General features: G+C 67.6%; 23 protein-coding genes. 11 read left to right on the top strand and 12 right to left on the bottom strand.

The window, feature by feature from the left end:
* Positions 1-64 precede the first annotated feature (64 nt).
* The 3 genes from H8F24_RS02335 to H8F24_RS02325 are packed head-to-tail and all read right to left on the bottom strand — an operon-like array spanning position 65 to position 2,366.
* The gene (locus H8F24_RS02335) at positions 65-1,741 is read right to left on the bottom strand and encodes a glycoside hydrolase family 3 N-terminal domain-containing protein (protein ID WP_197170787.1); all 1,677 of its coding nucleotides are present in this window, start codon (positions 1,739-1,741) and stop codon (positions 65-67) included.
* Complete coding sequence (gene rbfA, locus H8F24_RS02330) at positions 1,738-2,157, bottom strand: 30S ribosome-binding factor RbfA (RefSeq protein ID WP_197170785.1); 420 nt, start codon at positions 2,155-2,157, stop codon at positions 1,738-1,740. Before rbfA ends, H8F24_RS02335 begins: the two co-directional genes overlap by 4 nt.
* 2 nt (positions 2,158-2,159) lie before the next feature.
* Positions 2,160-2,366 carry a DUF751 family protein gene (locus H8F24_RS02325; protein WP_197158619.1) on the bottom strand — a complete coding sequence of 69 codons (207 nt, stop codon included), beginning with the start codon at positions 2,364-2,366 and terminating at the stop codon, positions 2,160-2,162.
* 127 nt (positions 2,367-2,493) lie between these two features.
* Here H8F24_RS02325 and H8F24_RS02320 point away from each other — a divergent pair, with 127 nt between their 5' ends.
* Positions 2,494-3,213 (top strand): glutathione S-transferase family protein, encoded by a 720-nt coding sequence (locus H8F24_RS02320; RefSeq protein ID WP_197171934.1) that lies wholly within the window; start codon positions 2,494-2,496, stop codon positions 3,211-3,213.
* Here H8F24_RS02320 and H8F24_RS02315 read toward each other — a convergent pair.
* On the bottom strand, positions 3,170-3,871 hold the full coding sequence (locus H8F24_RS02315; RefSeq protein WP_197170783.1) for a DUF6816 family protein: 702 nt from the start codon (positions 3,869-3,871) through the stop codon (positions 3,170-3,172). The genes H8F24_RS02320 and H8F24_RS02315 overlap by 44 nt on opposite strands.
* Between H8F24_RS02315 and H8F24_RS02310 the strand changes: the two genes are divergently transcribed.
* Positions 3,870-4,136 carry a chlororespiratory reduction protein 7 gene (locus H8F24_RS02310; RefSeq protein WP_197158621.1) on the top strand — a complete coding sequence of 89 codons (267 nt, stop codon included), beginning with the start codon at positions 3,870-3,872 and terminating at the stop codon, positions 4,134-4,136. The genes H8F24_RS02315 and H8F24_RS02310 overlap by 2 nt on opposite strands.
* A gap of 22 nt (positions 4,137-4,158) precedes the next feature.
* Here H8F24_RS02310 and H8F24_RS02305 read toward each other — a convergent pair whose 3' ends face one another.
* Entirely contained in the window at positions 4,159-4,863 is a 705-nt protein-coding gene (locus H8F24_RS02305; RefSeq protein WP_197170781.1) for a shikimate kinase, read from the bottom strand.
* 76 nt (positions 4,864-4,939) lie between these two features.
* Between H8F24_RS02305 and H8F24_RS02300 the strand changes: the two genes are divergently transcribed.
* From H8F24_RS02300 to H8F24_RS02290, 3 genes are all read left to right on the top strand, one after another.
* Positions 4,940-5,932: a 6-carboxytetrahydropterin synthase gene (locus H8F24_RS02300; RefSeq protein WP_197170779.1), complete on the top strand. Its 993-nt coding sequence runs from the start codon at positions 4,940-4,942 to the stop codon at positions 5,930-5,932.
* Positions 5,933-5,943: 11 nt separating this feature from the next.
* Entirely contained in the window at positions 5,944-6,678 is a 735-nt protein-coding gene (locus H8F24_RS02295) for a dihydrofolate reductase family protein (RefSeq protein ID WP_231598044.1), read from the top strand.
* A 104-nt stretch (positions 6,679-6,782) separates the two neighbouring features.
* Complete coding sequence (locus tag H8F24_RS02290) at positions 6,783-7,736, top strand: IS1595 family transposase (protein WP_197170777.1); 954 nt, start codon at positions 6,783-6,785, stop codon at positions 7,734-7,736.
* Here the strand turns inward: H8F24_RS02290 and H8F24_RS02285 are convergent.
* Positions 7,727-8,203: a hypothetical protein gene (locus H8F24_RS02285; RefSeq protein ID WP_231598043.1), complete on the bottom strand. Its 477-nt coding sequence runs from the start codon at positions 8,201-8,203 to the stop codon at positions 7,727-7,729. The two genes, H8F24_RS02290 and H8F24_RS02285, sit on opposite strands and share 10 nt — an antisense overlap.
* A 69-nt stretch (positions 8,204-8,272) precedes the next feature.
* Here H8F24_RS02285 and H8F24_RS02280 point away from each other — a divergent pair, with 69 nt between their 5' ends.
* Together H8F24_RS02280 and H8F24_RS02275 are read left to right on the top strand one after the other, a co-directional pair.
* Positions 8,273-9,454 (top strand): GNAT family N-acetyltransferase, encoded by a 1,182-nt coding sequence (locus H8F24_RS02280; RefSeq protein WP_197158624.1) that lies wholly within the window; start codon positions 8,273-8,275, stop codon positions 9,452-9,454.
* Positions 9,455-9,463: 9 nt separating this feature from the next.
* On the top strand, positions 9,464-9,862 hold the full coding sequence (locus H8F24_RS02275) for a DUF4346 domain-containing protein (RefSeq protein ID WP_197158625.1): 399 nt from the start codon (positions 9,464-9,466) through the stop codon (positions 9,860-9,862).
* Between the two features lie 55 nt (positions 9,863-9,917).
* Here the strand turns inward: H8F24_RS02275 and H8F24_RS02270 are convergent, their stop codons facing one another.
* Positions 9,918-11,525, bottom strand: a complete 1,608-nt coding sequence (locus tag H8F24_RS02270) for a B12-binding domain-containing radical SAM protein (protein WP_197158626.1) — start codon at positions 11,523-11,525, stop codon at positions 9,918-9,920.
* 152 nt (positions 11,526-11,677) lie between these two features.
* Here H8F24_RS02270 and H8F24_RS02265 point away from each other — a divergent pair, with 152 nt between their 5' ends.
* Entirely contained in the window at positions 11,678-11,770 is a 93-nt protein-coding gene (locus tag H8F24_RS02265; protein WP_197158627.1) for a cytochrome B6, read from the top strand.
* A 37-nt stretch (positions 11,771-11,807) separates the two neighbouring features.
* Here H8F24_RS02265 and H8F24_RS02260 read toward each other — a convergent pair whose 3' ends face one another.
* On the bottom strand, positions 11,808-13,028 hold the full coding sequence (locus H8F24_RS02260) for an MFS transporter (RefSeq protein WP_197159063.1): 1,221 nt from the start codon (positions 13,026-13,028) through the stop codon (positions 11,808-11,810).
* 101 nt (positions 13,029-13,129) lie between these two features.
* On the bottom strand, positions 13,130-14,524 hold the full coding sequence (gene rimO, locus H8F24_RS02255) for a 30S ribosomal protein S12 methylthiotransferase RimO (RefSeq protein ID WP_197158628.1): 1,395 nt from the start codon (positions 14,522-14,524) through the stop codon (positions 13,130-13,132).
* A 138-nt stretch (positions 14,525-14,662) separates the two neighbouring features.
* Here rimO and H8F24_RS02250 point away from each other — a divergent pair, with 138 nt between their 5' ends.
* A complete protein-coding gene (locus tag H8F24_RS02250; protein WP_231598042.1) occupies positions 14,663-15,577 on the top strand; it encodes a vitamin K epoxide reductase family protein in 915 nt (304 codons plus the stop codon).
* A gap of 112 nt (positions 15,578-15,689) precedes the next feature.
* On the opposite strand, the gene nadB is transcribed toward H8F24_RS02250, so the two are convergent.
* The 3 genes from nadB to H8F24_RS02235 form a co-directional block, all read right to left on the bottom strand.
* A complete protein-coding gene (nadB, locus tag H8F24_RS02245) occupies positions 15,690-17,333 on the bottom strand; it encodes an L-aspartate oxidase (RefSeq protein WP_231598208.1) in 1,644 nt (547 codons plus the stop codon).
* A gap of 153 nt (positions 17,334-17,486) precedes the next feature.
* Positions 17,487-17,864: a photosystem II complex extrinsic protein PsbU gene (gene psbU / locus H8F24_RS02240; RefSeq protein WP_197158631.1), complete on the bottom strand. Its 378-nt coding sequence runs from the start codon at positions 17,862-17,864 to the stop codon at positions 17,487-17,489.
* Between the two features lie 165 nt (positions 17,865-18,029).
* Positions 18,030-18,692, bottom strand: a complete 663-nt coding sequence (locus H8F24_RS02235; protein ID WP_231598207.1) for a DUF3120 domain-containing protein — start codon at positions 18,690-18,692, stop codon at positions 18,030-18,032.
* A gap of 234 nt (positions 18,693-18,926) precedes the next feature.
* On the opposite strand from H8F24_RS02235, the gene H8F24_RS02230 reads away from it, so the two are divergent.
* On the top strand, positions 18,927-19,805 hold the full coding sequence (locus tag H8F24_RS02230) for an undecaprenyl-diphosphate phosphatase (protein ID WP_197171926.1): 879 nt from the start codon (positions 18,927-18,929) through the stop codon (positions 19,803-19,805).
* Positions 19,806-19,873: 68 nt separating this feature from the next.
* Positions 19,874-21,301 carry a TIGR03279 family radical SAM protein gene (locus H8F24_RS02225; protein ID WP_370594785.1) on the top strand — a complete coding sequence of 476 codons (1,428 nt, stop codon included), beginning with the start codon at positions 19,874-19,876 and terminating at the stop codon, positions 21,299-21,301.
* Positions 21,302-21,430: the final 129 nt, after the last annotated feature.

Raw genomic sequence — 21,430 nt, 5'->3', positions numbered from 1 at the left:
CATGGCGGTGGGTAGGGACTTGGTCACGGTTGGTCTGGAGCGAGGCGGAGGGTTGCCAAGGCGCTCAGTCTGTGAAGGACCCAGCCTGGCTTCCTTCTCCCAGGCCGATGGCCTCCAGGGCGTAGCGCTGGGCCAACGGTGTCTGGGCGGGGCAGTAGGCGGCTGGAATCTGCGGGTCGAGCTCCGCCACCAGGCTGTCCCAGCGATAGGGGCTGCCGTAGACCACCAGGGCAGCCAGCCGGCCGAGCTCCTGAAGTTGCTGGATCGCCTTCTCCCACGGCTCCTGACCGCCGGCGCCGCCGGTGAAGGGATTGCCGCGCAGGAACAGCTGCAGCAGCACCGCTCCACTGCCCAGGCTCTCCAGGTTGAGCGGATGGCGGGGATCCTGGCTCCAGGGGGAGGGGCTGCGAGGTTCGAGCAAGCGGCTCCGGAAGCCCGCTGCGGCCGGCAGGTTCAGGGCTGGTGCCCCCAGCGGCAGGGCAGGGCATTGCAGGGCGTTGTCGATACGAATCAGGTTGCAGCCTGCCGCGCTCGGTGTGCCCTGCGGGCGGACTGTCAGGCGGCCGCCGCGATGCTGCAGACCGCCCTGCACCAGCTCCCTGGCCAGTGCCCGGTGCTCAGCCCGGGGCCCCTCACCCAGGCGCTGGAGTGGCAGGGCCGCGTCTGCGGCGGACGTCTGCTGAGCCGCGGGTTCCGCGACCGAGGCCAGGGCGCGTCGCCGCCGTTGCTGGCTGGCTGCCAGCCGCTCTGGCGACAGGCGGCCCTGCTGCACGGCCTCCAGGATTGCGTCGATGGCCGCGTCGGCGTTCTCCGGCATCAGCACCAGATCCGCCCCGGCGACCAGGGCCAGCACGGCGGCCTCGGCCCCGCCGGTGCGGGCCGCAATCGCCTCCATCACCAGGGCGTCGGTCACGATCAGGCCCTTGAAGCCCAGCTCCCGGCGCAGCAGTCCGTCCAGGACGGCCGGCGACAGGGTGGCAGGCTGCTCCCTGTCCAGCTCGCTCAGCAGCAGGTGGGCGGTCATCACCGAGGCCACACCAGCGTTGATCGCGGCCCGGAAAGGCGGCAACTCCACCTGCTCCAGCCGGGTGCGCTCGTGGTCGAGGCGGGGCAGTTCCAGGTGGGAATCCACGGCCGTGTCGCCGTGCCCCGGGAAGTGCTTGGCGCAACACAGCACCCCCTCGGCCTGGGCGCCGCGCAGGAAGGCCGTGGCCAGGGCCGCCGCGGTGGCGGGAACCTCCCCCCAGGCGCGCAGGTTGATCACCGGGTTGGCGGGATTGTTGTTGACATCGCACACCGGCGCCAGCACCCAGTTGAGGCCCAGCTCCCGGGCTTCGGCGCCCGTGCAGCGGCCATAGCGCTCGGCAAGCTCCTCGGCTCGCCCTGGCTCCCGCTGGTAGAGGCGACCCAGGGTGAGGGGTGGTGCCAACCAGCTGGCCCCCTCGAAGCGCTGCCCCACCCCCTCTTCCACGTCGGCGCAGAGCAGCAGTGGCTGGCCTGACCAGGCCTGGAGCTGGCGGCAGCGCAGACCCAGCTCGGCGGCGCTGCCGCCCAGCAGGATCACGCCCCCCACCCCCTCAGCCAGAAGGCGCCGCAGGGTGGCGTTGTCGAGCTCCCAGCGGGGATAGCGCCGCTGATCGTCGCTGAGGTGGCCGCTGCAGCGCACCACCAGCAGCTCGGCCACCAGGCGCCGCAGGTCCTGCTCCGTGGCCGTTCCAGCGCCAGCCCCGGCCGCCGTCATGGCGCAGTGCCGTTCTGGTCCTCGGGGGCCTCAGTCAAGGGTGGCTCACTGTCTTTGCTCAGCCGTTCTTCCCCAAGGCGGTTCAGCAGACTCAGCACCGTGGTCCCGCGTTCGAGGCCACGATCCAGTTGGAACACCACCTCGGGTGTTCGGCGCATCTTCAGCCGGCGGCCCAGTTCGCCTTTCACGTAGGCCGCGGCCGACTGCAGGCCGGCCATCGCCTGGATGCGGTCGTCGTCGCTGCCGAACACGCTCACGAAGATCTTGCAGTGCTGCAGATCGCCGGCCACATCCACATGGGTGACGCTCACCATGCCCTGGCTGACCCGTTCGTCCTTGATGCCCGTGATCAGGAGCTCGCTGATTTCGCGGCGGATCAGGGCCGCCACCCGTTCCACCCGTCGGCCCTGTGCCATGGCTATGCCAGAGGTGCTGTGGTCACCATCGCACGCAGCACCAGGCCCAGACTGAGCAGGCCGCTGATCAGGGCCCCCACCAGGGCCACCGCCGTGACCGGATTGCTGCGTCGCCGTGCCAGCGGCTCCACCACCGAATTGATCACACCGAGGCTGAAGGCGATCAGATAACGCGGGTACCGCGTTACGTTCACGAAAAAGTCCTTCATGGCCGCCGTGCACCGCGCTCGCAGGTGCTCGCTACTCTGCCGCCCGGAGGTTGGCTCTGTCGCATTCCGGCCGCGGATCCCTCCCGCCGCATCCCGCCAGTCCCCCTTGCCCCCGGAGTCACCGCCGATGGAACTGCATCAGTTCAGACATTCGGCCTTCTGCGAGAAGGTGCGCCTGATCCTGGCGGCCAAGGGTCTCGATTACACCGTTGTGGAGGTGACGCCAGGCCTGGGCCAGCTGGAGGTGTTCCGCCTCTCGGGTCAGCGGCAGGTGCCGGTGCTGGTGGATGGCGGTGAGGTGATTGCTGATTCCACTGCCATCGCCCTGCATCTGGAGGATCGCTACCCCACGCCGGCCCTGCAACCCGTCGATCCGGTCGAGCGGGCCCGCCTCTGGCTTCTGGAAGACTGGGCCGATACCGCCCTGTCCGCAGGCTGTCGCCTCGCCCTGGTGCAGGCCGCCGCCGCCGATCCGGTCTTGCGCACGGCCCTGCTGCCGGATCGGTTGCCCGGCCCGCTGCGCAGCCTGGTGGGTGCCCTGCCGGCCGAGGCCCTCTCCTCCCTCACCGGTGCTGTTGGCGAGGCGATCGCCGGTGAGGCGATGCAGCAATTGCGCCGCAACCTCGAGCAGCTCGCCCTGCTGGTGGAGTCCACTCCCTATCTGGTTGGTGATGCTCTGTCCATTGCGGATCTGGCCGTGGCGGCCCAGCTGTCGCTGCTGAAGTTCCCGGCCAGCGCCGGAGCACCCCTGGCGGGCCGTGGCGTCACCGGTATCGCCGACAACCCCCTGCTGGAGCCCCTGTTCAGCTGGCGGGACCGGATTGTGGCCGCAGCGGGACGAGCCTGAGCTCGTACTGGGCGAGGCTCCTGGGGCTGGCCATCAGGCCCTCGGTCGGGGAGGGGTAGGTGGCCAGCCATTGCTCGCCCCTGATGGTTCCATCCGCTTCAAGCTGGTAGTGGCTCAGCACCTCCACCCGGCTGACCCTGGGTGCCGCCTCACCATGCAGCACCTGCAGGCTGAGTTCGTCGGCCAGGAACTGGTCGGGTGGCAAGGTCAGCACCTGCCGACCGATCACGCGGGTTTCCAGCAGGGATCCGTCGCGCAGGCGGGCCAGCTGGCGGTTCGGGTTCGCGGGGTCGTCTTCCACGCTGACCAGACGATGGCCCAGCACTGCCCGGCCGATCGCAGCGGCGTTCGCGGCCCGGGCGCCCACGATGCGGCCCCGGCGATCGGCGATGAAGTCGACGCGGTAGTGCAGCGGTGGCTCCTGGGCTGGCCCCGCAGGCGTTGCGGTGTCGCCCTCAAGGCTGTGGCTGGTCACCTCCCAGGCTCCCGCAAACCAGTGGGGATAGATCAGGTCGCCTCGCCCCGGCCGCGGCAGGGGGACCGGCAGCCGCCACTGCGGCCAGCTGCTCAGGCGCTCCTGCACAACCGTTCCAGGGGCGGCTGCGACCGGCAAAGCCAGCAGGATCGCCAGGATGGTGCCCAGCAGCGTTGCGGCCATGTCTGATCCCCTGATGCGGGAGCTTGATCATTACGTGGTGCTCGAGCCGGGGCGGCCTCAGGAGATCCTTGATGTGGGCGCCGCGTTGGGTTGGTTGGCGGCCCACCTCGAGCGTCTGCCTGCGGTCCCAGAGGATCTGGCCGGCCTCGCCGATGCCCGGGCCCAGGCGGAACGCCTGCTCGACACCGCCTGCGAGTTGGAGCTGGCACCGGGGCTGGCGATCCAGTGGTTCGCGGTGCGTCTGGAGCCCGGCGGGCACCGGTGAGCCGTGGTCGGCTGAGCGGTGGTCAGTTGAGCGAGGGAGTGATGGCTCCGTCCGCGTTGATCAGCGTCAGCGGTTCGCTGGGGCCGGCCTGGCGTTCCTTGAGGATCGAGGGGAGCCCGTCCAGCACCTGGAGCGCCACCTGCTCCGGCGTGCCGCTGCCCTGCACGATGTGCAGGTCGGCCTGGGCATAGAGGGGGCGGCGCTGCTCCAGCAGCTCCAGCAGCCGTCCGTGCGGGTCGGGGCCGGCCATCAGCGGGCGCGGGGTTGGGTCGGCGCTGAGCCTCTGCAACAGCACCGCATCGGCGGCATCCAGCCACACCACAACCCCCTGGTGCAGGTGGCCCCAGTTCTCCGGCCGTGTCACGGCGCCGCCGCCGGTGGCCACCACGAGGGAGTGCCAGCTGGCGATGCGATCGAGCACCGCGGTTTCTAGGGCACGGAACCCCGCCTCCCCCTCCTGCTCGAAGATCGCCGGAATCGGCTGGCCGGCCACCTGTTCGATCGTGGTGTCGGCATCGAGGAAGCGGTAGCCGAGCGCCGCGGCCAGGGGCCTGCCCACCGCGCTCTTGCCCGCGCCCATCATCCCCACCAGATAGATGTTGATCCCCTCCAGCCGGCGGGCGAGGGAGCGGTGGGTGGTGCGATCGGCGGCTTCCCTGCTGATGTCTGAGGCAGAGCCCCTGAATCCGTCACGGCCATCGGATCCGGAGGAAGCGGCGGGGGGCATGGGCGGCGGGCGTCGAGCGCGGCAGTGCTTGGGATCCGGTTTCTAGGATGCACGCTCTACACAGGCATGGGCGAAAATGGCTACCGGCTTGCGTGCGCCCACCCTGGCCCCACCGGAGTCGGCTGCGCTGCGGCCGGCGTCTGCGGCATCCGTGCCCGATGGAACGGCCTGCCCCCACGGCCGGGGCCGCCCCTGTGTGATCACACGGCGGGCCACCTTCAGTGCCAGCCACCACTACTGGTTGCCGGAACTGGATGCGGCCACCAACCAGGAGCGCTTCGGTCCCTGCAGCATCGCCCCCGGCCATGGCCATAACTACGAGCTGGTGGTGGCCATGGGTGGCGATCTCGACGCCGATGGCATGGTGCTCAATCTCTCGGATGTGAAGCACGCCATCCGCCGTGAGGTGACCGGACAGCTCGACTTCCGCTACCTCAACGAGGTCTGGCCGGAGTTCGATCTCTCCACCCCAGCCGGTTGTCTGCCGACCACCGAAGCCCTGGTGCGGGCGATCTGGACCCGCTTGGCCCCCCATCTGCCCCTGATGGGGCTGCGCCTCTACGAAACCGCCAACCTCTGGGCCGACGTGATCGGCGACACCATGGAAGCCTTCCTCTCGATCCGCACCCATTTCGCCGCCGCCCATCGCCTGGCCCGCCCCGAGCTTTCCCAGGCGGAGAACGAGGCGATCTACGGCAAGTGCGCCCGGCCCCATGGCCATGGCCACAACTACCTGCTGGATGTGACCGTGCGCGGCAGCATCGACCCCCGCACCGGCATGGTCTGCGATCTGGCGGAGCTCCAGACCCTGGTCCAGGACCTGGTGGTCGAGCCCTTCGATCACACCTTCCTCAACAAGGACGTGTCCCACTTCGCCGCCTGCGTGCCCACCGCCGAGAACATCGCGCTGCATATCTGCGATCTTCTGGCGTCACCGATCGCCGCCACCGGCGCCTGCCTGCACAAGGTCCGCCTGCAGGAGAGCCCCAACAACGCCGCCGAGGTGTTTGCCGAAACCGCCCAGCTGGGCATGCTGCCCCGTGGGCTTGAGGTGCTGGCGGCGGCCTGAGGCCTGTCGCCGTGGTTGCCCTGTCGTCTGGCCGGAGCCGACCACTGCTGAGGCTGGTGCTGGCCGTGAGCCTGGATGGACGGCTGGCGCCGGCAGCGGGAGGTGCGGCCCAGATCGGCGGCCGCGGCGATCGGCGGGTGCTGGAAGAGTCGCTGGCCTGGGCAGACGGCTGCCTGATCGGCGCCGAGACGTTGCGGCGCCACGGCACCACCTGCCTGATCCGCCGGGCCGACCTGCTGGCCCAGCGCGCTGCCGCCGGCCGTGAGCCCCAGCCCCTGGCGGTGGTGGTGAGCCGCAGTGGTGTTGTGGAGGCCGGTCTGCCTTTTTTTGCCCAGCCCCTGCGGCGTTGGCGGCTGGATCCTGGTGGCGATCCGGCCGGCCTGGCGGCTGGTCCTGGTGCCCCCGCCGGGGATCGAGCCTCCGCGCCCGCTGGTTTTGAGCGCCAGCTGTGTTGTGGCGGCTGGCAGGAGGCGTTGGAGCAGCTGGCGTTGGCCGGCCTGGAGCGGCTGGTGGTGCTGGGCGGCGCACGGCTGGTGGCCTCCCTTGTGGCCGAAGGCTGGCTCGATGAACTGCAGCTCACCCTGTGCCCCCAGCTCCTGGGGGGGGCGCACAGCTGGTTGCCGGCGACATCGCCGGTGATGGATGCTCTGCGGCGCGGCTGGCGGCTGCAGGAGCAGCGCCTGCTTGAGGACAACGAGCTGCTGTTGCGTTATGACCGCCCCAGCCTTGGTGGCGATCGCGCGTAGGGCGTGCCGTTCAGGGCGTACGGCTTCGGTCTTCTTGATTACCCAGCTCGCTCCGCGCAGGCCATTTGTCCCGACTAGAGTGGTACACAGATACTGTTCTGGCCATGGCGCGCAACGGCATCCAGTTCCAGAAGGGCCTGTCTCTGCCTGAGTTCCAGCGGCTCTACGGCACAGAGGAGCAATGTGAGGCTGCTCTGGAGAAGGCTCGCTGGCCGGATGGGTTCCGGTGCCCTCGCTGCAATGGGCATGAGCATGGCCTGGTTTACGGCCGACGACTCAAGCGCTACCAATGCCGCAACTGCGGCCATCAGACAACACTCACGGCCGGCACGATCCTGCAGGCCACCAAGCTCCCTCTGACAAACTGGTTCCTGGCCTTTTATCTGATCGGCCAGGCCAAGAACGGGATCTCCTCGCTGGAATTGAGTCGTCACCTGGGCGTCAACTACGACACCGCCTGGCTGCTTCACAACAAGATCCTGCGGGCGATGAGCGAACGGGAGGAGGAGTATCTGCTGCGGGGAAAGATTCAGATAGATGATGCTTACCTCGGCGGAGAACGCACTGGCGGCAAGGTGGGTCGCGGATCAGAAAACAAGATTCCGATCGTGGCAGCCGTCTCGTTGAACGAGTCCGGCCATCCGATCCACGCAAAGATCGCGCCGGTGAATAGCTTCAGTTCAGAGGCGATCGCTAACTGGTCCTTGAATAATCTGACTCCCGGTAGCGATGTACTCTCCGATGGCCTGGCCTGCTTCCGCGCCGTGACAACGGCCAACTGCCACCACAAGGCGAATGTCACCACCGGCAAGCACCCCAACGACCTGCCGCAGTTCCGCTGGATCAACACCCTGCTGGGCAACCTAAAGACCAGCTTCAACGGCACCTTCCATGCCTTCAACTTTGACAAGTACGCCAAGCGCTACCTGGGCGGCTTCTGCTTCCGCTTCAATCGGCGCTTTGCCATGGCTGAGATGACCGAGCGCATCGCCAATGCAGTCTGCTGCTGCATGCCTTGCACGGAGCGGGATCTCAGGCTTGCGGAGGCTTATGGGTAATCAAGTCGGTCTTTGCCTGTCCCCGCGCTCTGACCGAAGCGTTTGGCCAGCTCCTCCAGCGGCACCTCCTGCAGGCTTTCGGGTTTCAGTCCCAGCAGACGGGCCAGGCAGCGTTTCACCACCCATTCGCTGTCGTCGCCGAAGCGGCCCTGCACCAGTTCGCTGACCACGCCGAGGCTGCGGCCACTGCGGTCAGTCTCTTCGATCAGGCAGGCACTGGTGGGCCCGGCCAGCTGGCGGCAGGGATCCTTCAGTCTGCGGGCCAGATCGCTCTGCCCTCCAGAGGCGGTCTCCACACAGACCCGGGCGAGCCGCTCCTCCAGCTGCGGTTTCATCATCATCAGCAGCGGCCGGGCCAGGCCAGCCCGGGCCGGTGGCGCTGCGCCCAGCCCGCCCAGGCCACCCAGCAGTGCGGCGGCCAGGGGCAGCAGCAGGGATCGGTGCGATCGTCGCTGGGGCTGGCGCATGACAGACCGCCGTGGCTGGAACAGTCCCGTTAGTTTTGCGCCCGAACACTCGCCACCGCGGCCCGCTCCATGGCTGAGTTGCACGCCCGCTGGCACCAGTCGATGGCGGAGCTGCCTTCCGAACAGTGGCAGGCGCTGGTGGGCCAGCACCTGCCGTTCTATGGCTGGGACTGGCTGCATCAGCTCGAGGCCAGCGGCAGCATCGTGCCGCGCCAGGGCTGGCAGCCCTGTCACCTGGGTCTGTGGCGCGGCGACCTGCTGGTGGCGGTGGCACCGCTCTATCTCAAGGGTCACAGCTATGGCGAATTCGTCTTCGACCAGGCCTTCGCACGCCTCGCCGACGACCTGGGGCTGCGCTACTACCCCAAGCTCGTGGGCATGAGTCCGGTGAGCCCGGTGCAGGGCTACCGCTTCTGGTTCTCCCCCGACGAGGACGCCGCGACACTGACCGGGTTGATGCTGGAGCTGATCGACGCGTTCTGCCGCCGCAATCATCTGCTCAGCTGCAACTTTCTCTATGTCGATCCCGCCTGGCAGCCCCTGGCCGAGGCGGCCGGCTGCGCCACCTGGATCAATCAGCAGAGCCTCTGGCACAACCCCGGCTATCGCAGCTTTGCTGATTACCTGGCCAGCTTCAACGCCAACCAGCGCCGCAACATCAAGCGGGAACGCAAGGCTGTCGCCAGTGCGGGTCTTCAGGTCACGCCTCTGGTGGGGGCGGAGATTCCCCCCCGGATGGTGGGGCGGATGCACGACTTCTATGCCCAGCACTGCAGCCGCTGGGGGCCATGGGGCAGCAAGTACCTCACCGAGGCGTTCTTCACGGCGGCGGCTGAGCAGTTGCGGCAGCATCTGGTGCTGTTCAGTGCACACCGCGGTGATCCCTCGGAGCCGGTGGCGATGTCGCTGTGCGTGCGCTCCGAGCAGGAGCTCTGGGGTCGCTACTGGGGCAGTGATGTGGACCTCGACAATCTTCACTTTGAGGTCTGTTACTACGCGCCGATTGAATGGGCGATCGCCCAGGGCATCCGCAGCTTCGATCCCGGTGCGGGGGGCAGCCACAAGCGTCGTCGCGGTTTCCTGGCCGAGCCGCGGGCCAGCCTGCACCGCTGGAGTGATCCCCGCTTCGATTCGATGCTGCGCCAGTGGCTGCCCCGGGCCAATGCGTTGATGCGCGAGGAGATCGAAGCGATCAATGCGGAGTTGCCCTTCAGTGCGACTCCGCTGCCTCTCGACCAGCGGGCGGCTTAACTTGGAGCCATGGTTCTGTTTTCCCCCGCCAGCGCCGCCGATCAGCGCCGCAGCCTGGATGAGCAGCTCTCGCAGCGCCAGATCGCACTGGATCCGGCCGGTTATTTCCTGATCAAGCTGGATGCCGAGGCCGGTGAATTGGTGGCCGAGCACTACGGCAACGGCATCAATGACCAGGGGCTGGCCACCGATCCGGAAAGCGGGGAGGTGTTGAGTTGCCGCGGCGCCGGTCCCCATGCCCCCCTGGCGGTGTTCCGGGGCCGCACGGCCAAGGAGCTGGGTGTGGCTCTCACCGAGGGGCCTGGGCCCCATCCGCTCAGCCGTCTGGATCATGCCCTGTATCTCGGGCGTGAACTGCAGAAAGCGGAAGCCTGCCTGCTACAGGGAATCCCCTACATCCAGGACTGAGCGTCAGCCAGGCCGTGCGTCAGTCAGGCAGTGAATGAGCCAGACACTGCTGTCTTCAAGCAGGCTGCAGCTGACGATCGGCCACCTGGCTGCGCGGCGGTTCGGGGGGAAGGGCCGAGAGCTGGTCCTGAATTTCCCGAGTCACCACCTCGCGATATTCCTGGAAGTGCTCGTTGTGGGCCAGGGTGACGAGGAACTGTTCGAGGTTGTCCGGGTTGCAGCGGGCGATCTTGACAATGGAGCGCCAGAAACGGAAGCGGGTGTCCCGCTGAAAGCCCTGACGCCAGATCACGATCAGCAGGGCACGCACATCGGTCCAGGTGGGGAGGGAGGCCTTGCCGAAGGCTGCGGCCTTCACATATTGCTGCCAGCGTGGTTTGCCCACCTTGGTGTAGTAATGCGTCACCCGATCGATGTAGGCGTTCGGCTCGTAGAGACGGCAGAACGCATCCACATATTCGTTGGCGATGTCGCGGATCGGCCGGGTGGGCACGAAGTTGAGCAGATTGGTCTGGTTCACGCCCTTGGCGTCGGCCTTTTCCTGGATCAGCCGATTTTCCTTCTCAAGGCGATGCCAGAGCCCGGTATTGGGCAGGGCCTGCAACATGCCCATCATCGCGGCGGGGATGCCGGTGCGGCTCACGAACGTCACGATCCGATCGCCTGCGCCCTTCTTCTCACCGTCGAAGCCGATGATGAACCCTGCCATCACCCGGATGCCGTAGGACGTGATCCGGTCGACGGATTCCTCCAGGGAACTGCGGGTGTTCTGGTGCTTGCCGGCGATCGAGAGGCTGGCCTCATCGGGGGTTTCGATGCCGAGGAACACCGAATCGAAGCGGGATTCGGCCATCATCAGCATCATTTCGTCGTCTGAGGCCAGGTCGACCGACGCTTCAGTGGCAAAGCTGAAGGGATAGCCATGCTCGATCTGCCACTGCTTCAGAGCAGGCAAGAGCAGCTTGGCGTTGCGCTTGTTGCCGATGAAGTTGTCGTCCACCAGGAAGATGGAGCGGCGCCAACCCAGGTCGTAGAGATATTGGAGCTCGGCGATCAGCTGCTGCGGTGTTTTGGTGCGCGGCTTGCGGCCGTAAAGCACGATGATGTCGCAGAACTCGCACTGGAACGGACAGCCCCGCGAGAACTGAACGCTCATCGAGTCGTAGGCATCGAGCTCGAGCAGGTCGAAGCGGGGAATCGGCGTGCCCGTCACATCCGGCTTTTCCCCCTCGGAGCTGAAGCGACCTCTGGATTCACCCCGCTCGATCGCTTCGATGAACAGAGGCAGGGTGATCTCACCTTCATCCAGCACCTTGTAGTCGGCCAGCTGCAGCTCGGGTGCATCCGGAGTGGAGCTCGCAAAGGGCCCGCCAACCGCCACGGGCAGTCCCCGGGCCTTGGCCTTGGCGATCTGGGCGGCCATGTCCGCCTTCTGGACGATCATCCCGGAGATGATCACCAGTTCAGCCCAGGCCCATTCAGCCTCGCTCACCTCGCGCACATTGCGGTCGACCAGCTTCATCTCCCACGTCTGGGGGAGCAGGGCTGCCACGGTGACCATGCCCAGGGGGGGCAGCAGCACCTTGCGATTCACCAGCTCGAGAATCTTCTCGTAGCTCCAGAAGGTTTTGGGAAATTCCGGGTAGATGAACAGGGTGCGCATGCTCGGGGGGGAGGGAGGTGTGGAAAAGGTGCTTGCGCAGTCGGCGTCCGGGTCGCCTGGTCAATGGTGCTGGCCACCCTAGGTGCATCCAGCTGGGAGCGCCGATCTCGGGCCTTCTGCTGTAATGGCACCCAAACGCTTCAATCACGGCCATGGGTGCGGCAATCTATCTGGGTCTGGTCGGTGGTGGCCTTGCTGCCGCGTTCATCGCCGCCGTGGTGCTGCGCGGCATCCGGCTGATCTGATCCGCCTGAGCTGAACCCAGCACGCCAACCCTGCGCGTCAATCGACGGGTGGTGGAATGCGCAGGCCGGCGCGCTGGGTCAGTTCCCAGAGCCCCAGCAGCACGCCGATGCCACCCAGCCAGGCAAAGGTGGCGGCCAGCCCGATGGTCATCGACAATCCGGCGGCGATCAGCCCGCTGAGGCCGCCGCCACCGAGGAAGGCGATCTGACCCAGGCCGGCCATCCGGCCGCGCAGCACCATCGGGCTGCCCACCTGGCTGATCAGATTCACCCCGGCCAGCAGCGATGCGGTCCCGGCGCCGATCACCCACGCCATGGCCAGTGCAAAGCCGGTGGATGTGCTGACGCCCATGCCCACCTGGGCCGCTCCGGTGGCCAGCACACACGCCCCCATCAGCAGGGCGGGGCGTTGGCTGAGCCAGCTGCTGTTCCGCTGCAGCACCACCCCTCCGCAGATGCTGCCGGCCGCCAGCACGCTGGTGAACAGGCCCAGGGCCTGGGGTGATGGGCCGAGGATCTCCGCTGCCATCAAGGGGGCCAGGCCAGGGTGGAAGAAGCCCGCCAGGCAGGCCAGGGCGGTGAAGCCGAGCACGTGCCGCAGGGGACGGCCGCAGTCCTTCCACGCGCTGATCAGGCTGGCTTTCTGACCCGGTCGGCTGCGCTGTTCCATCGCCCGGTTGGGCCGCAGCAGCCAGACAACGGTCGCAATCGGCAGCAGGTAGGTGGCGGCATCGATGGTCAGGGCCGCCAGGGGGCCGGTGGCCGCCACCAGCCAGCCCCCCACGGGCGGGCCCACCAGCTTGCCCACGTTGAACACCACCGAGAAACTGGTGATGTAGCGGGCCAGCTGGCCGGGATGGTCGACCACGAGGGCGCAGTACTTGTTGCGGGCCGTGAGTTCGAAGGAACTGGCGATTCCGGCCAGCATGGTGCTGAGCATCAGCAGCACCACCTGCATCGTGCCGGTCTGCAGCGGAATCGCCAGGGCGCCGAGGGTGCCGGCCAGAAACAGTCCCCACTGGGCGCGGATCAGCACCGTTTCGCAGCCGAGCCGATCGGTGAGCACCCCGGCCGGCCCGCTCACCAGCAGGCTGGGCAGGGCCAGCACGGCGAAATGCAGGGCCAGCACCATGGGGTTGCCGGTGCCGTGCATCAGGATCCAGCCCTTGGCGGTGATCCCGGCAAAGGATCCGGCGGTGCTCACGCCCGAGGCGATCAGGAAGGTGGTGCGCTGATGGCGGTGCAGCGTCTCCAGCAGGCCAGCTGGATCGTGTCCCGGGGGCTCAGGGGGCCGCCCGGACGCCCGGCTCGCCGCCGGAAGAACGGCCCGGGGGGCCTGGCTGGAGCTCTCCCTAAGGCTCAAGCGCCGCTCCGGTGGGCGGCGAGGGCGTCGCCCACCATGGCCCTGGCTCCTACAACTTCGCCCTCCAGGTCGTAGATGTCTGCCGCGGTGATCCGGACCGGCACCATGGTTCCCGGAGCGGCGCACAGACCCCCCACGCCTGGCCTCACCCGCACCTCGCCGTCCACCTCGGGGGCGTAGCGGGCGCAGCGGCCAAGCATCTCACCGGTGGATGGATTCTCCTGCTCGATCAGCACGTCCACGATCCGGCCCACCCAGGCGGCATTGCGCTCGGCAGAGATCGGTTGCTGCAGGGCCATCAGCCGGTCCTTGCGCTCCTGGGCAAGCTCGGGAGGCACCGGGTTGGGCAGGGACGCGGCGGCGGTGCCCTCCTCAGGGGAGAAGGTGAACACGCCCACGTGGTCAAAGCGTTGCGCGGCCACAAAGTCGAGCAGGTGCTGGAACTGTTCCTCGGTTTCACCGGGGAAGCCCACGATGAAGGTGGTGCGCAGAACGGCTTCGGGCAGCTGCTCGCGGATCCGTTGCAGCAGGCCCGCGGTCACATCGGCCTGCCAGGGGCGATTCATCGCCCGCAGCACCTCCGGGTGGCTGTGCTGCAGTGGCAGATCCAGGTAGGGCAGCACGTTGGGAACCTCCCGGTAGGCCGCCAGCACCTCGGGGGTGAGGCCGGTGGGATAGGCGTAGTGCACCCGGATCCAGGGGATCTCCACCTCGCCCAGGGCCCGCAGCAGCTCGGCCAGCTGGGGTTTGCCGTAGAGATCCAGGCCGTAATTGGTGGTGATCTGGCTGATCAGCACCAGCTCCTGCACCCCCTGAGCGGCCAGCTGCCGGGCCTCGGCCACGATCGATTCGATCGGCCGCGACCGCTGGTCGCCGCGCAGCTTCGGGATGATGCAGAAGGCGCAGCGGTAGTCGCAGCCCTCCGCCACCTTGAGGTAGGCCACCGCCTCGGAGGTGGTGCGGTAGCGGGGCAGATGTTCATCACCCACGAAGGTGGGGACGGCGCTCACCTGGTTCACCCGCTCGCCGGCTTCCACCCGCTCCAGCACGCTGACGATGTGCTGATAGTCGCCGGTGCCCACAATCGCTTTGGCCTCCGGCAGGCTCTCGAGCAGTTCCTCCTGGAAGTGCTGGGCCAGGCAGCCGGCGATGATCAGTTCCTTGCCCTGTTCCGCCAGTTCCACCAGGGTGCGCACCGATTCCTCGCGGGCGTCCTGGATGAAACTGCAGGTGTTGACCACCACCACGCTGGCCTCGCTTTCATCGGCACTCACGCCGTAGCCGGCCTGGGCCAGCAGGCCGAGCATGTGCTCGGTATCCACCCGGTTCTTCTCGCAGCCCAGGTGGGCGAAGGCCACGGTCTTCCGGCTGGACTGGCTTGGCGGGGACATGGAGGTCGCTGGGTTCAGGGTGGGCCGGATGGGTGAGAGATGGGCCAATCCACCACCCTATGCAATGGCAGAGGGTGTCAGGGGCCTTCGGCGCGTCGCCAGAGGACTGCCACAATTCCGTCAGCGCTTTCTGCCCCCGTGACGTCGAGTCTTCTCAGCAGTCGCCTCAGCAGCCGGCGGCCCAGCGAGCCCAGCCGGCGCTGGGTGTGGGTGGTGATGGCCGTGCTGGCCACCGTTGGCGTGATCGATACCGGCTCCATCACCCTGAAGCGGTGGGGGCTGCTCGGACCTTTGGTTTGCCCGGGGGGCGCCGAGGGTTGCGACAAGGTGCTCAACAGCGCCTGGGGCACCGTGCTGGGTCAGCCCCTGTCATTGCTGGGCTTCCTCGCCTATTCCAGCGTGCTGGTGCTGGCGGTGCTGGCGTTGGTGCTGCGCGGCGATCTGCGGAGCCGGTTATTGCCGGTCGGTCGCTGGGGACTGTTCCTGATCGCCACGGGCATGGCGGTGTTCAGCCTGCTGTTGCTGGGGCTGATGGTGTTCAAGATCCAGGCTTTCTGCTTTTTCTGTCTGCTGTCGGCCAGCCTCAGCCTGGCTCTGTGCGTCTTCAGCCTGCTGCAGGGGGGCTGGGAAGACCGGGGCCAGCTGCTCTTCCGTGGGGTGCTGGTGGCCCTGGTCGTGGCCCTGGTGGGCCTGGGCTGGGCGGCGTCTGTGGATCGGCCCGCCGCCGTCGACACCCGTGGCACTCCGCCAGCCGTCATCGCCGCCAGCACGCCGGAGTCCATTGCCCTGGCTGAACATCTCACCGCCACGGGCGCCGTGATGTACTCCGCCTACTGGTGCCCCCATTGCCATGAGCAGAAGGAGCTGTTCGGCAAGGAGGCCACCACCAAGCTGAAGGTGATCGAATGCGCCGCCGATGGCAAGAACAGTCAGAAGGAGCTGTGCGACAGCAAGAATCTGGAAGGTTTCCCCAGCTGGGAGATCAAGGGCAAGCTCGATTCCGGTGTCAAGTCGCTGGAGCAGCTCAAACTGATCAGCGGTTTCTCGAGCTGATCAGGGGCTGAATCCGTCTGGATGAACAGCGCCTTCAGTCGTCTGAGGTTCAGGGCTGCGTTTCTAGGCTTCAGCTCAGTGCGATGGCCTGCCTGCTGGGGCATCCACGTGCTCACCGGTCCTGTGCAGCTCCGCTGTCCACGTTGACGGGATTCACCAGCTGCCCCACCGGAGCTGTCTGCACCGGATGCCCCAACCTCTGGACGCTGTGGCGTTGCCAGAAGGGCTGGGGCGCAGGAACATCGGTGCGGAAGTGGCCGCCACGGCTTTCCTGGCGAAACAGGGCCGCCTCGATCAGGCGTTCGGCCAGCACCAGCCGCTGCTGCAGGTTCTGGCCACGCTGCAGGGCGGCAGCGGCACTCGGTTCGAGGCCGAGCCGATCGCCTGGCTCCAGATGGGCCAAGCGCCCATCCAGGGAGCCGGAGGGCCAGAGCCCGGCCCGTTCCTGCACCCAGGCCAGGGCGCGTCGGAGACCGCTGCCGCTGCGCTCCACCCCGGCCTCCTGCCAGCAGAGCCTCCGCAGTGCCTGGATGCGCGCTCGCAACACATCCGGATCGGGCAGCGTCAACCCTGGTGCCAAGGCTTCCAGGCTGAACCGGCGCCCATGGGCGGTGATCGGGGCCGTGGCCCCGTCTGAATCCGCGGGCTGGAGTTGCCTCAGCTGCCGGGCAAACACCAGGCATTCCATCAGGGAATTGCTGGCCAGGCGGTTGGCGCCGTGGACGCCGGTGCAGGCCACCTCTCCCACCGCATAGAGCCCGGGCAGGCTGGTGGCGGCCTCCAGGTCGGTGGCCACGCCTCCCATCCAGTAGTGGGCGGCCGGCGCCACGGGGATCGGGTTCCGGGTCGGCTCCAGGCCCAGTTCGCGGCAGCGCCGCAGAATCGTGGGGAACTGTCGTTCCAACCGTTCGCCGCCCACTGGGCGTAGATCCAGCCAGAGATGGTCGGTGCGCAGCTCCCGCATCCGCCTGGCCAGAGCGCGGCTCACCTGGTCGCGCGGGGCCAGATCGCCGCCACTGAGCCCGGCCACCGGACTGGCCCCAGCGCCATCGAGCAGCCGGCCCCCTTCGCCACGGACGGCCTCCGAGATCAGGAAGTGGGGAGCATCCGGCAGCATCAGGGCGGTGGGGTGGAACTGCACGAACTCCAGGTCCCGCAGTTCCGCCCCGGCCCGCCAGGCCATGGCGACGCCATCGCCACTCGACTGCGACGGGTTGGTGGTGTGGGCAAACAGGTGGCCACCGCCGCCACAGGCCAGCACCACAGCCCCGCTGCGGATCCAGCCCAGCTCCTGCTGGTGCAGGACCTGCAGCCCCCGGCATCGGCCGGCGGAAACCCATAGCTGCAGCGCCACGGCTCCTTTGAGGCAGCAGAGCCCCGGTCGCTGCAGGGCCCTCCGCTCCAGGGCTTCCACCAGGGCGCCACCGGTGCGGTCCTGGGCATGCAGCACGCGCCGATGGCTGTGGGCGGCCTCCAGGGTGGTGCTGAGCTCGGCGCCATGGCGGTCGAAGGCCATGTCCAGGCTGAGCAGGCGTTCGACGCAGGCTGGGGCCTGGCGCACCAGCAGCTCCACCGCCGCGGGATCACAGAGGCCGGCACCGGCCTTCAGGGTGTCGGCGATGTGACTGGCGAAGCTGTCATCCGGCCGGGTCACGGCGGCGATTCCACCCTGGGCCCAGCGGCTGGCGGAGCGGGGCTCGCTGTCTTTACTGAGCAGCAGCACCCTCAGCTCAGGCGGCAATTCCAGGCAGGCCATCAGGCCGGCGGCGCCGCTGCCGACCACGACCACGTCCCAGGAGCGTTGGAAGGGCGACCGCTCGCTCGAATCGTCTGCTTGCGTCACGGCATCGCCCATGAAAAAAGCCGCCGGGAGGGCCCGACGGCTTTCACCTGAGGCTGATGGTAAGGCTCAGCGGTAGACGCCGTCATTGATGCGATCGAAGCCTTCATTCAAGGCGATCGAGGGCGGGGTCACGGTGAAGTTGTCCTTGTACTTGTCGAACAGTTCCTTCTGGCGTTCGGTCAGATCCAGCTGAAGAACGTCGTCGACGCTCTCGTAGGGACCTCCCAACACGATTTTGCCAGCCAGGGTCGGATACATGCCGGGATACTGCTGGAAGCGGCGCACTGAAGCATTGTTGAGATCAACTTTGCCTGCAGACTCGGCGATCTTGTCGTCGGCCACATTGCGCAGCTCATCGGCCCAGGCTGCAGGGGGCAGCACCAGCGAAGCCATCAGCCCGATCATGGCAACCCCGCCCATCAGCCAGGCAACCAGCCGTTTCATCTCCACTCTCCGTTGAATACGGGACATTGAATCCGGGACCTGAGGCGACAGAAAGCCACCAGGCCAACAACGTTACAGATCTCTCCTTCCGCCAACCCCGATGGGGCCGGTGGCTTTTGCAGAACTTCAGCTTTGCCTGGCGCCGGAGGCCTGGGGCCAGCCGGCTCAGACCAGACCCGAGACATGGGGGGCGAGCAGCGCCGCCAACAGAAACAGCCCATCAACCACCAGCGTGGTGAGCAGGCTGGAGGCGGCCACTCGCCAGGCCGTGCCCCGCTGCCAGATCTGACGGCAAAGCAACCCGATCGCAACGGCCGCCAGCAGCACAGTGCAGAGGGGCAGTGGCTGAAGCACCTGGCGTGCTGCGTCCTGGAGCAGCAGCGGGGCCTGCTCCGGACTGGCCTGCAGCACGATCGTCCAGTGGGCCATGACTCCCGTCAGGGCCATCACGGCATCGGTGGCGGCGGTGCCGAGCAGGGATCCGAGATAGAAGGCACAGGCCAGCCGCCAGCGACCGGCCAGGCCGGTCAGGGCCAGCGGCAGGGCGAAGGCCTCAATCGGCAGATGCCAGAGCGGGTGGAGGCGGCACCAGCCCCAGAACAGGGAGCCGGCCAGCCAGCTGCCGCTGAACCCCACCAGCAGGGCGCCGGCCTGGCTCGATCGTTCCTGCGCCTGACGTTCCAGTACGAGTCCCACAAGGAGCAGGACGCCGGTGAACAGGGCCGAGCTGGCCGGGGCGACACGCACCCAGGGAGCCTGCAGAAACACTGGCAGACTCACCAGCAGGGCCGCCAGCCAGGGCGCAGACGTGGCCTGGATGGAAGCCAGACCAGGCCTCCGTGGCTCGGGGCGCTCCAGATTCCGCAGCAACGGGCTCAGGCTGAGGGGACCTACGCCGGAGGGGGATTGCAGGCTGGAGGGAACCCCGATCACCAAGGATGTGAAGAAAGTTGGCCAACCTTAAAGGTGAAGCCGCCCCCGGTGAGGGGCTGCTGGCCGCCATAGGGTCGGCATTGGTGCTCGTCTTCCTGCATGGCCTTCTCCGGCATGGCTTTCGGCGGCATGCCCTTCGGCGTCGCTGTCGACCCCGCCGGGGCCGGCGCCCTCGACCTCTGGACCGCCTGCTGGCATGCGCTGGTGCTCGGGGTGGTGCAGGGACTCACGGAATTTCTGCCGATCAGCAGCACCGCCCATCTCAAGGTGGTTCCTGTCCTGCTGGGCTGGGGAGATCCCGGTGTCGCCGTCACGGCGGTGATTCAGCTCGGCAGCATCGCGGCGGTGCTCGCCTACTTCCGCGATGACCTCCGGACCGTGGTCCTTGGAATGGTCGAGGCCAGCCGCCGCCGCGATTGGAGCGATCCTTCCGCTCGACTGGGGGTGGCGATTCTGGTCGGCACCGTGCCGATCGTTGTGGCGGGTCTCTCGATCAAGCGCTTCTGGCCGGGCTACGAGACATCCGTGCTGCGCAGCCTTCCCTCGATCGCCATCGTTTCGATCGTGATGGCCCTGCTGCTCGCCCTGGCCGAGCTGCTCGGCCGCCGCCGCCGCACCATCGACGACACCTTCCCCCGCGATGGTCTCGTGGTGGGACTTGCCCAGGCCCTGGCGTTGATTCCCGGTGTCTCCCGCTCCGGCAGCACTCTCACTGCCGCCCTGTTCGATGGCTGGCAGAGGCCTGCCGCCGCGCGCTTTTCCTTCCTGCTCGGCATCCCGGCCATCACCCTGGCGGGCCTGGCCGAGATCAAGGGCGCCCTGTCGGCGCCGGCCGGTGGCGGTCTGGTGCCGATGCTGCTGGGCATTCTCTCGGCGGCCCTGGTCTCCTGGTTGGCGATCGCCTGGTTGCTGCGTTTCCTGCAGCGCCACAGCACCTGGATTTTCGTGGGGTATCGGCTGCTGTTCGGTCTGTTTCTGCTGCAGTGGGTGTCTCGCTCCGGTTTCTGAACACTGCTCTCTGGGGCAGGTTTGCTCCGCTGCCCCAACCTTCTGACCCCTACCCCCTGGATTGAGTCGTGTGGACTGAACTGAGTGCCGAGGCCACTGCGGCGGCCAGGGAGCGAGAGCCTGCAGGTGTCGCCGGTGAGATCGGCGGGATTCCGGGCCGCCAGCCGATGCCTGCGGAGGTGGCCAGCGTCGAGCCCGGCTCGATTGCCGAGGAGCTTGGCTTCCAGCCGGGGGATCGCCTGGTCAGCATCAACGGGGTTCGGCCGCGGGATCTGATCGATGTGCAGTTTCTCTGCGGTGACGAGGACCTGGCCCTTGAGGTGCTCGATCCCGATGGAACCAGACATCTCGTGGAGTTGGAGAAGGACGCCGACGAGGGGCTGGGCCTGGGCTTCACCGAAGCGCTGTTCGATGGCCTGCGCCAGTGCAATAACCACTGCCCCTTCTGCTTCATCGATCAGCAGCCGCCAGGCCGGCGCGACAGCCTCTATCTCAAGGACGACGACTACCGGCTCAGCTTTCTTTACGGCTCCTATCTGACGCTCACCAACCTCACGGCCGCTGATTGGCAGCGGATCGAGCAGCAGCGCCTCTCGCCTCTCTACGTCTCGGTTCATGCCACCGATCCGGAGCTGCGCAGTCGCCTGCTGATCAATCCTCGCGCCGCTCTGCTGCCGCAGCAGCTGAGCTGGTTTGCCGAGCGGCAGTTGCAGATCCACGCCCAGGTGGTGGTCTGCCCTGGTCTCAACGATGGCGATGCCCTGGAGCGCACCCTGCGGGATCTGGCTGGTTTCGCCGCCGGCGACTGGCCTGCCGTGCTCTCCGCCGCTGTTGTGCCGGTGGGGTTGACCCGCTTTCGGCCGGCTGGGGATTCGCTCGTGCCGGTGGATCGGGCCTGTGCCCGGGCTGTGATCGAGCGGCTGGAGCCCCTGCAGCGCGAGTTCGCCGGCCGGCTGGGCAGCCGCTTTGCCTGGCTCTCGGATGAGTGGTATCTGATCGCCGGCTTGCCCCTGCCGCCAAGGGCCACCTACGAAGATCTGCCCCAACAGGAAAACGGCGTCGGCAGTATCCGCGCTTTTCTTGAGCAGCTCGATGCCGCCACCACGGCCCTGCCGGCGGCGGTGACCCCCGCCCGTCACTACAGCTGGGTGGTGGGCAAGCTCGTGGCCGAGGCCCTGCAGCCGGTGGTGGAGCGGCTCAATGCCGTCGCGGGGCTCACTCTGACCTTGCACGGCCTCCCCAGCCCCTACTGGGGCCAGGATCAGGTGGTCACCGGGCTGCTCACCGGCTCGGATCTGCTCGACGGCGTGGCGGATCGTCTTCTGGGCCAGGCGCTGCTGCTGCCGAGGGTGATGCTGCGCCAGGGCGAGCCGGTCTTCCTCGATGACATGACCCTTGATGAGCTGTCGGCCCGGCTGCCGGTGCCGGTCCATCTGCTGGAAGGGGTGGACGATCTGGTGTCTGTCTGCCTCGGCAATCCGGTGGGAGCTGCTTAAGCTGCGGCCGACGGATTGGATTGGACAGACGGCGTGACGCGCTCCTTGTTCCTGCGTGCAGTTCTCATCGCGATTGTAGGCCTCCCTGCAGGGGCTTCGGTGGCGGATGCGGAGTCACAGTCTGCGGCG

This window comes from Synechococcus sp. CBW1002, from assembly GCF_015840915.1.
In the GTDB taxonomy this organism is placed as follows: Bacteria; Cyanobacteriota; Cyanobacteriia; order PCC-6307; family Cyanobiaceae; genus CBW1002.
Note: the sequence above shows the minus strand (reverse complement) of the source record. Positions and strands in the feature narration are given on the sequence as shown.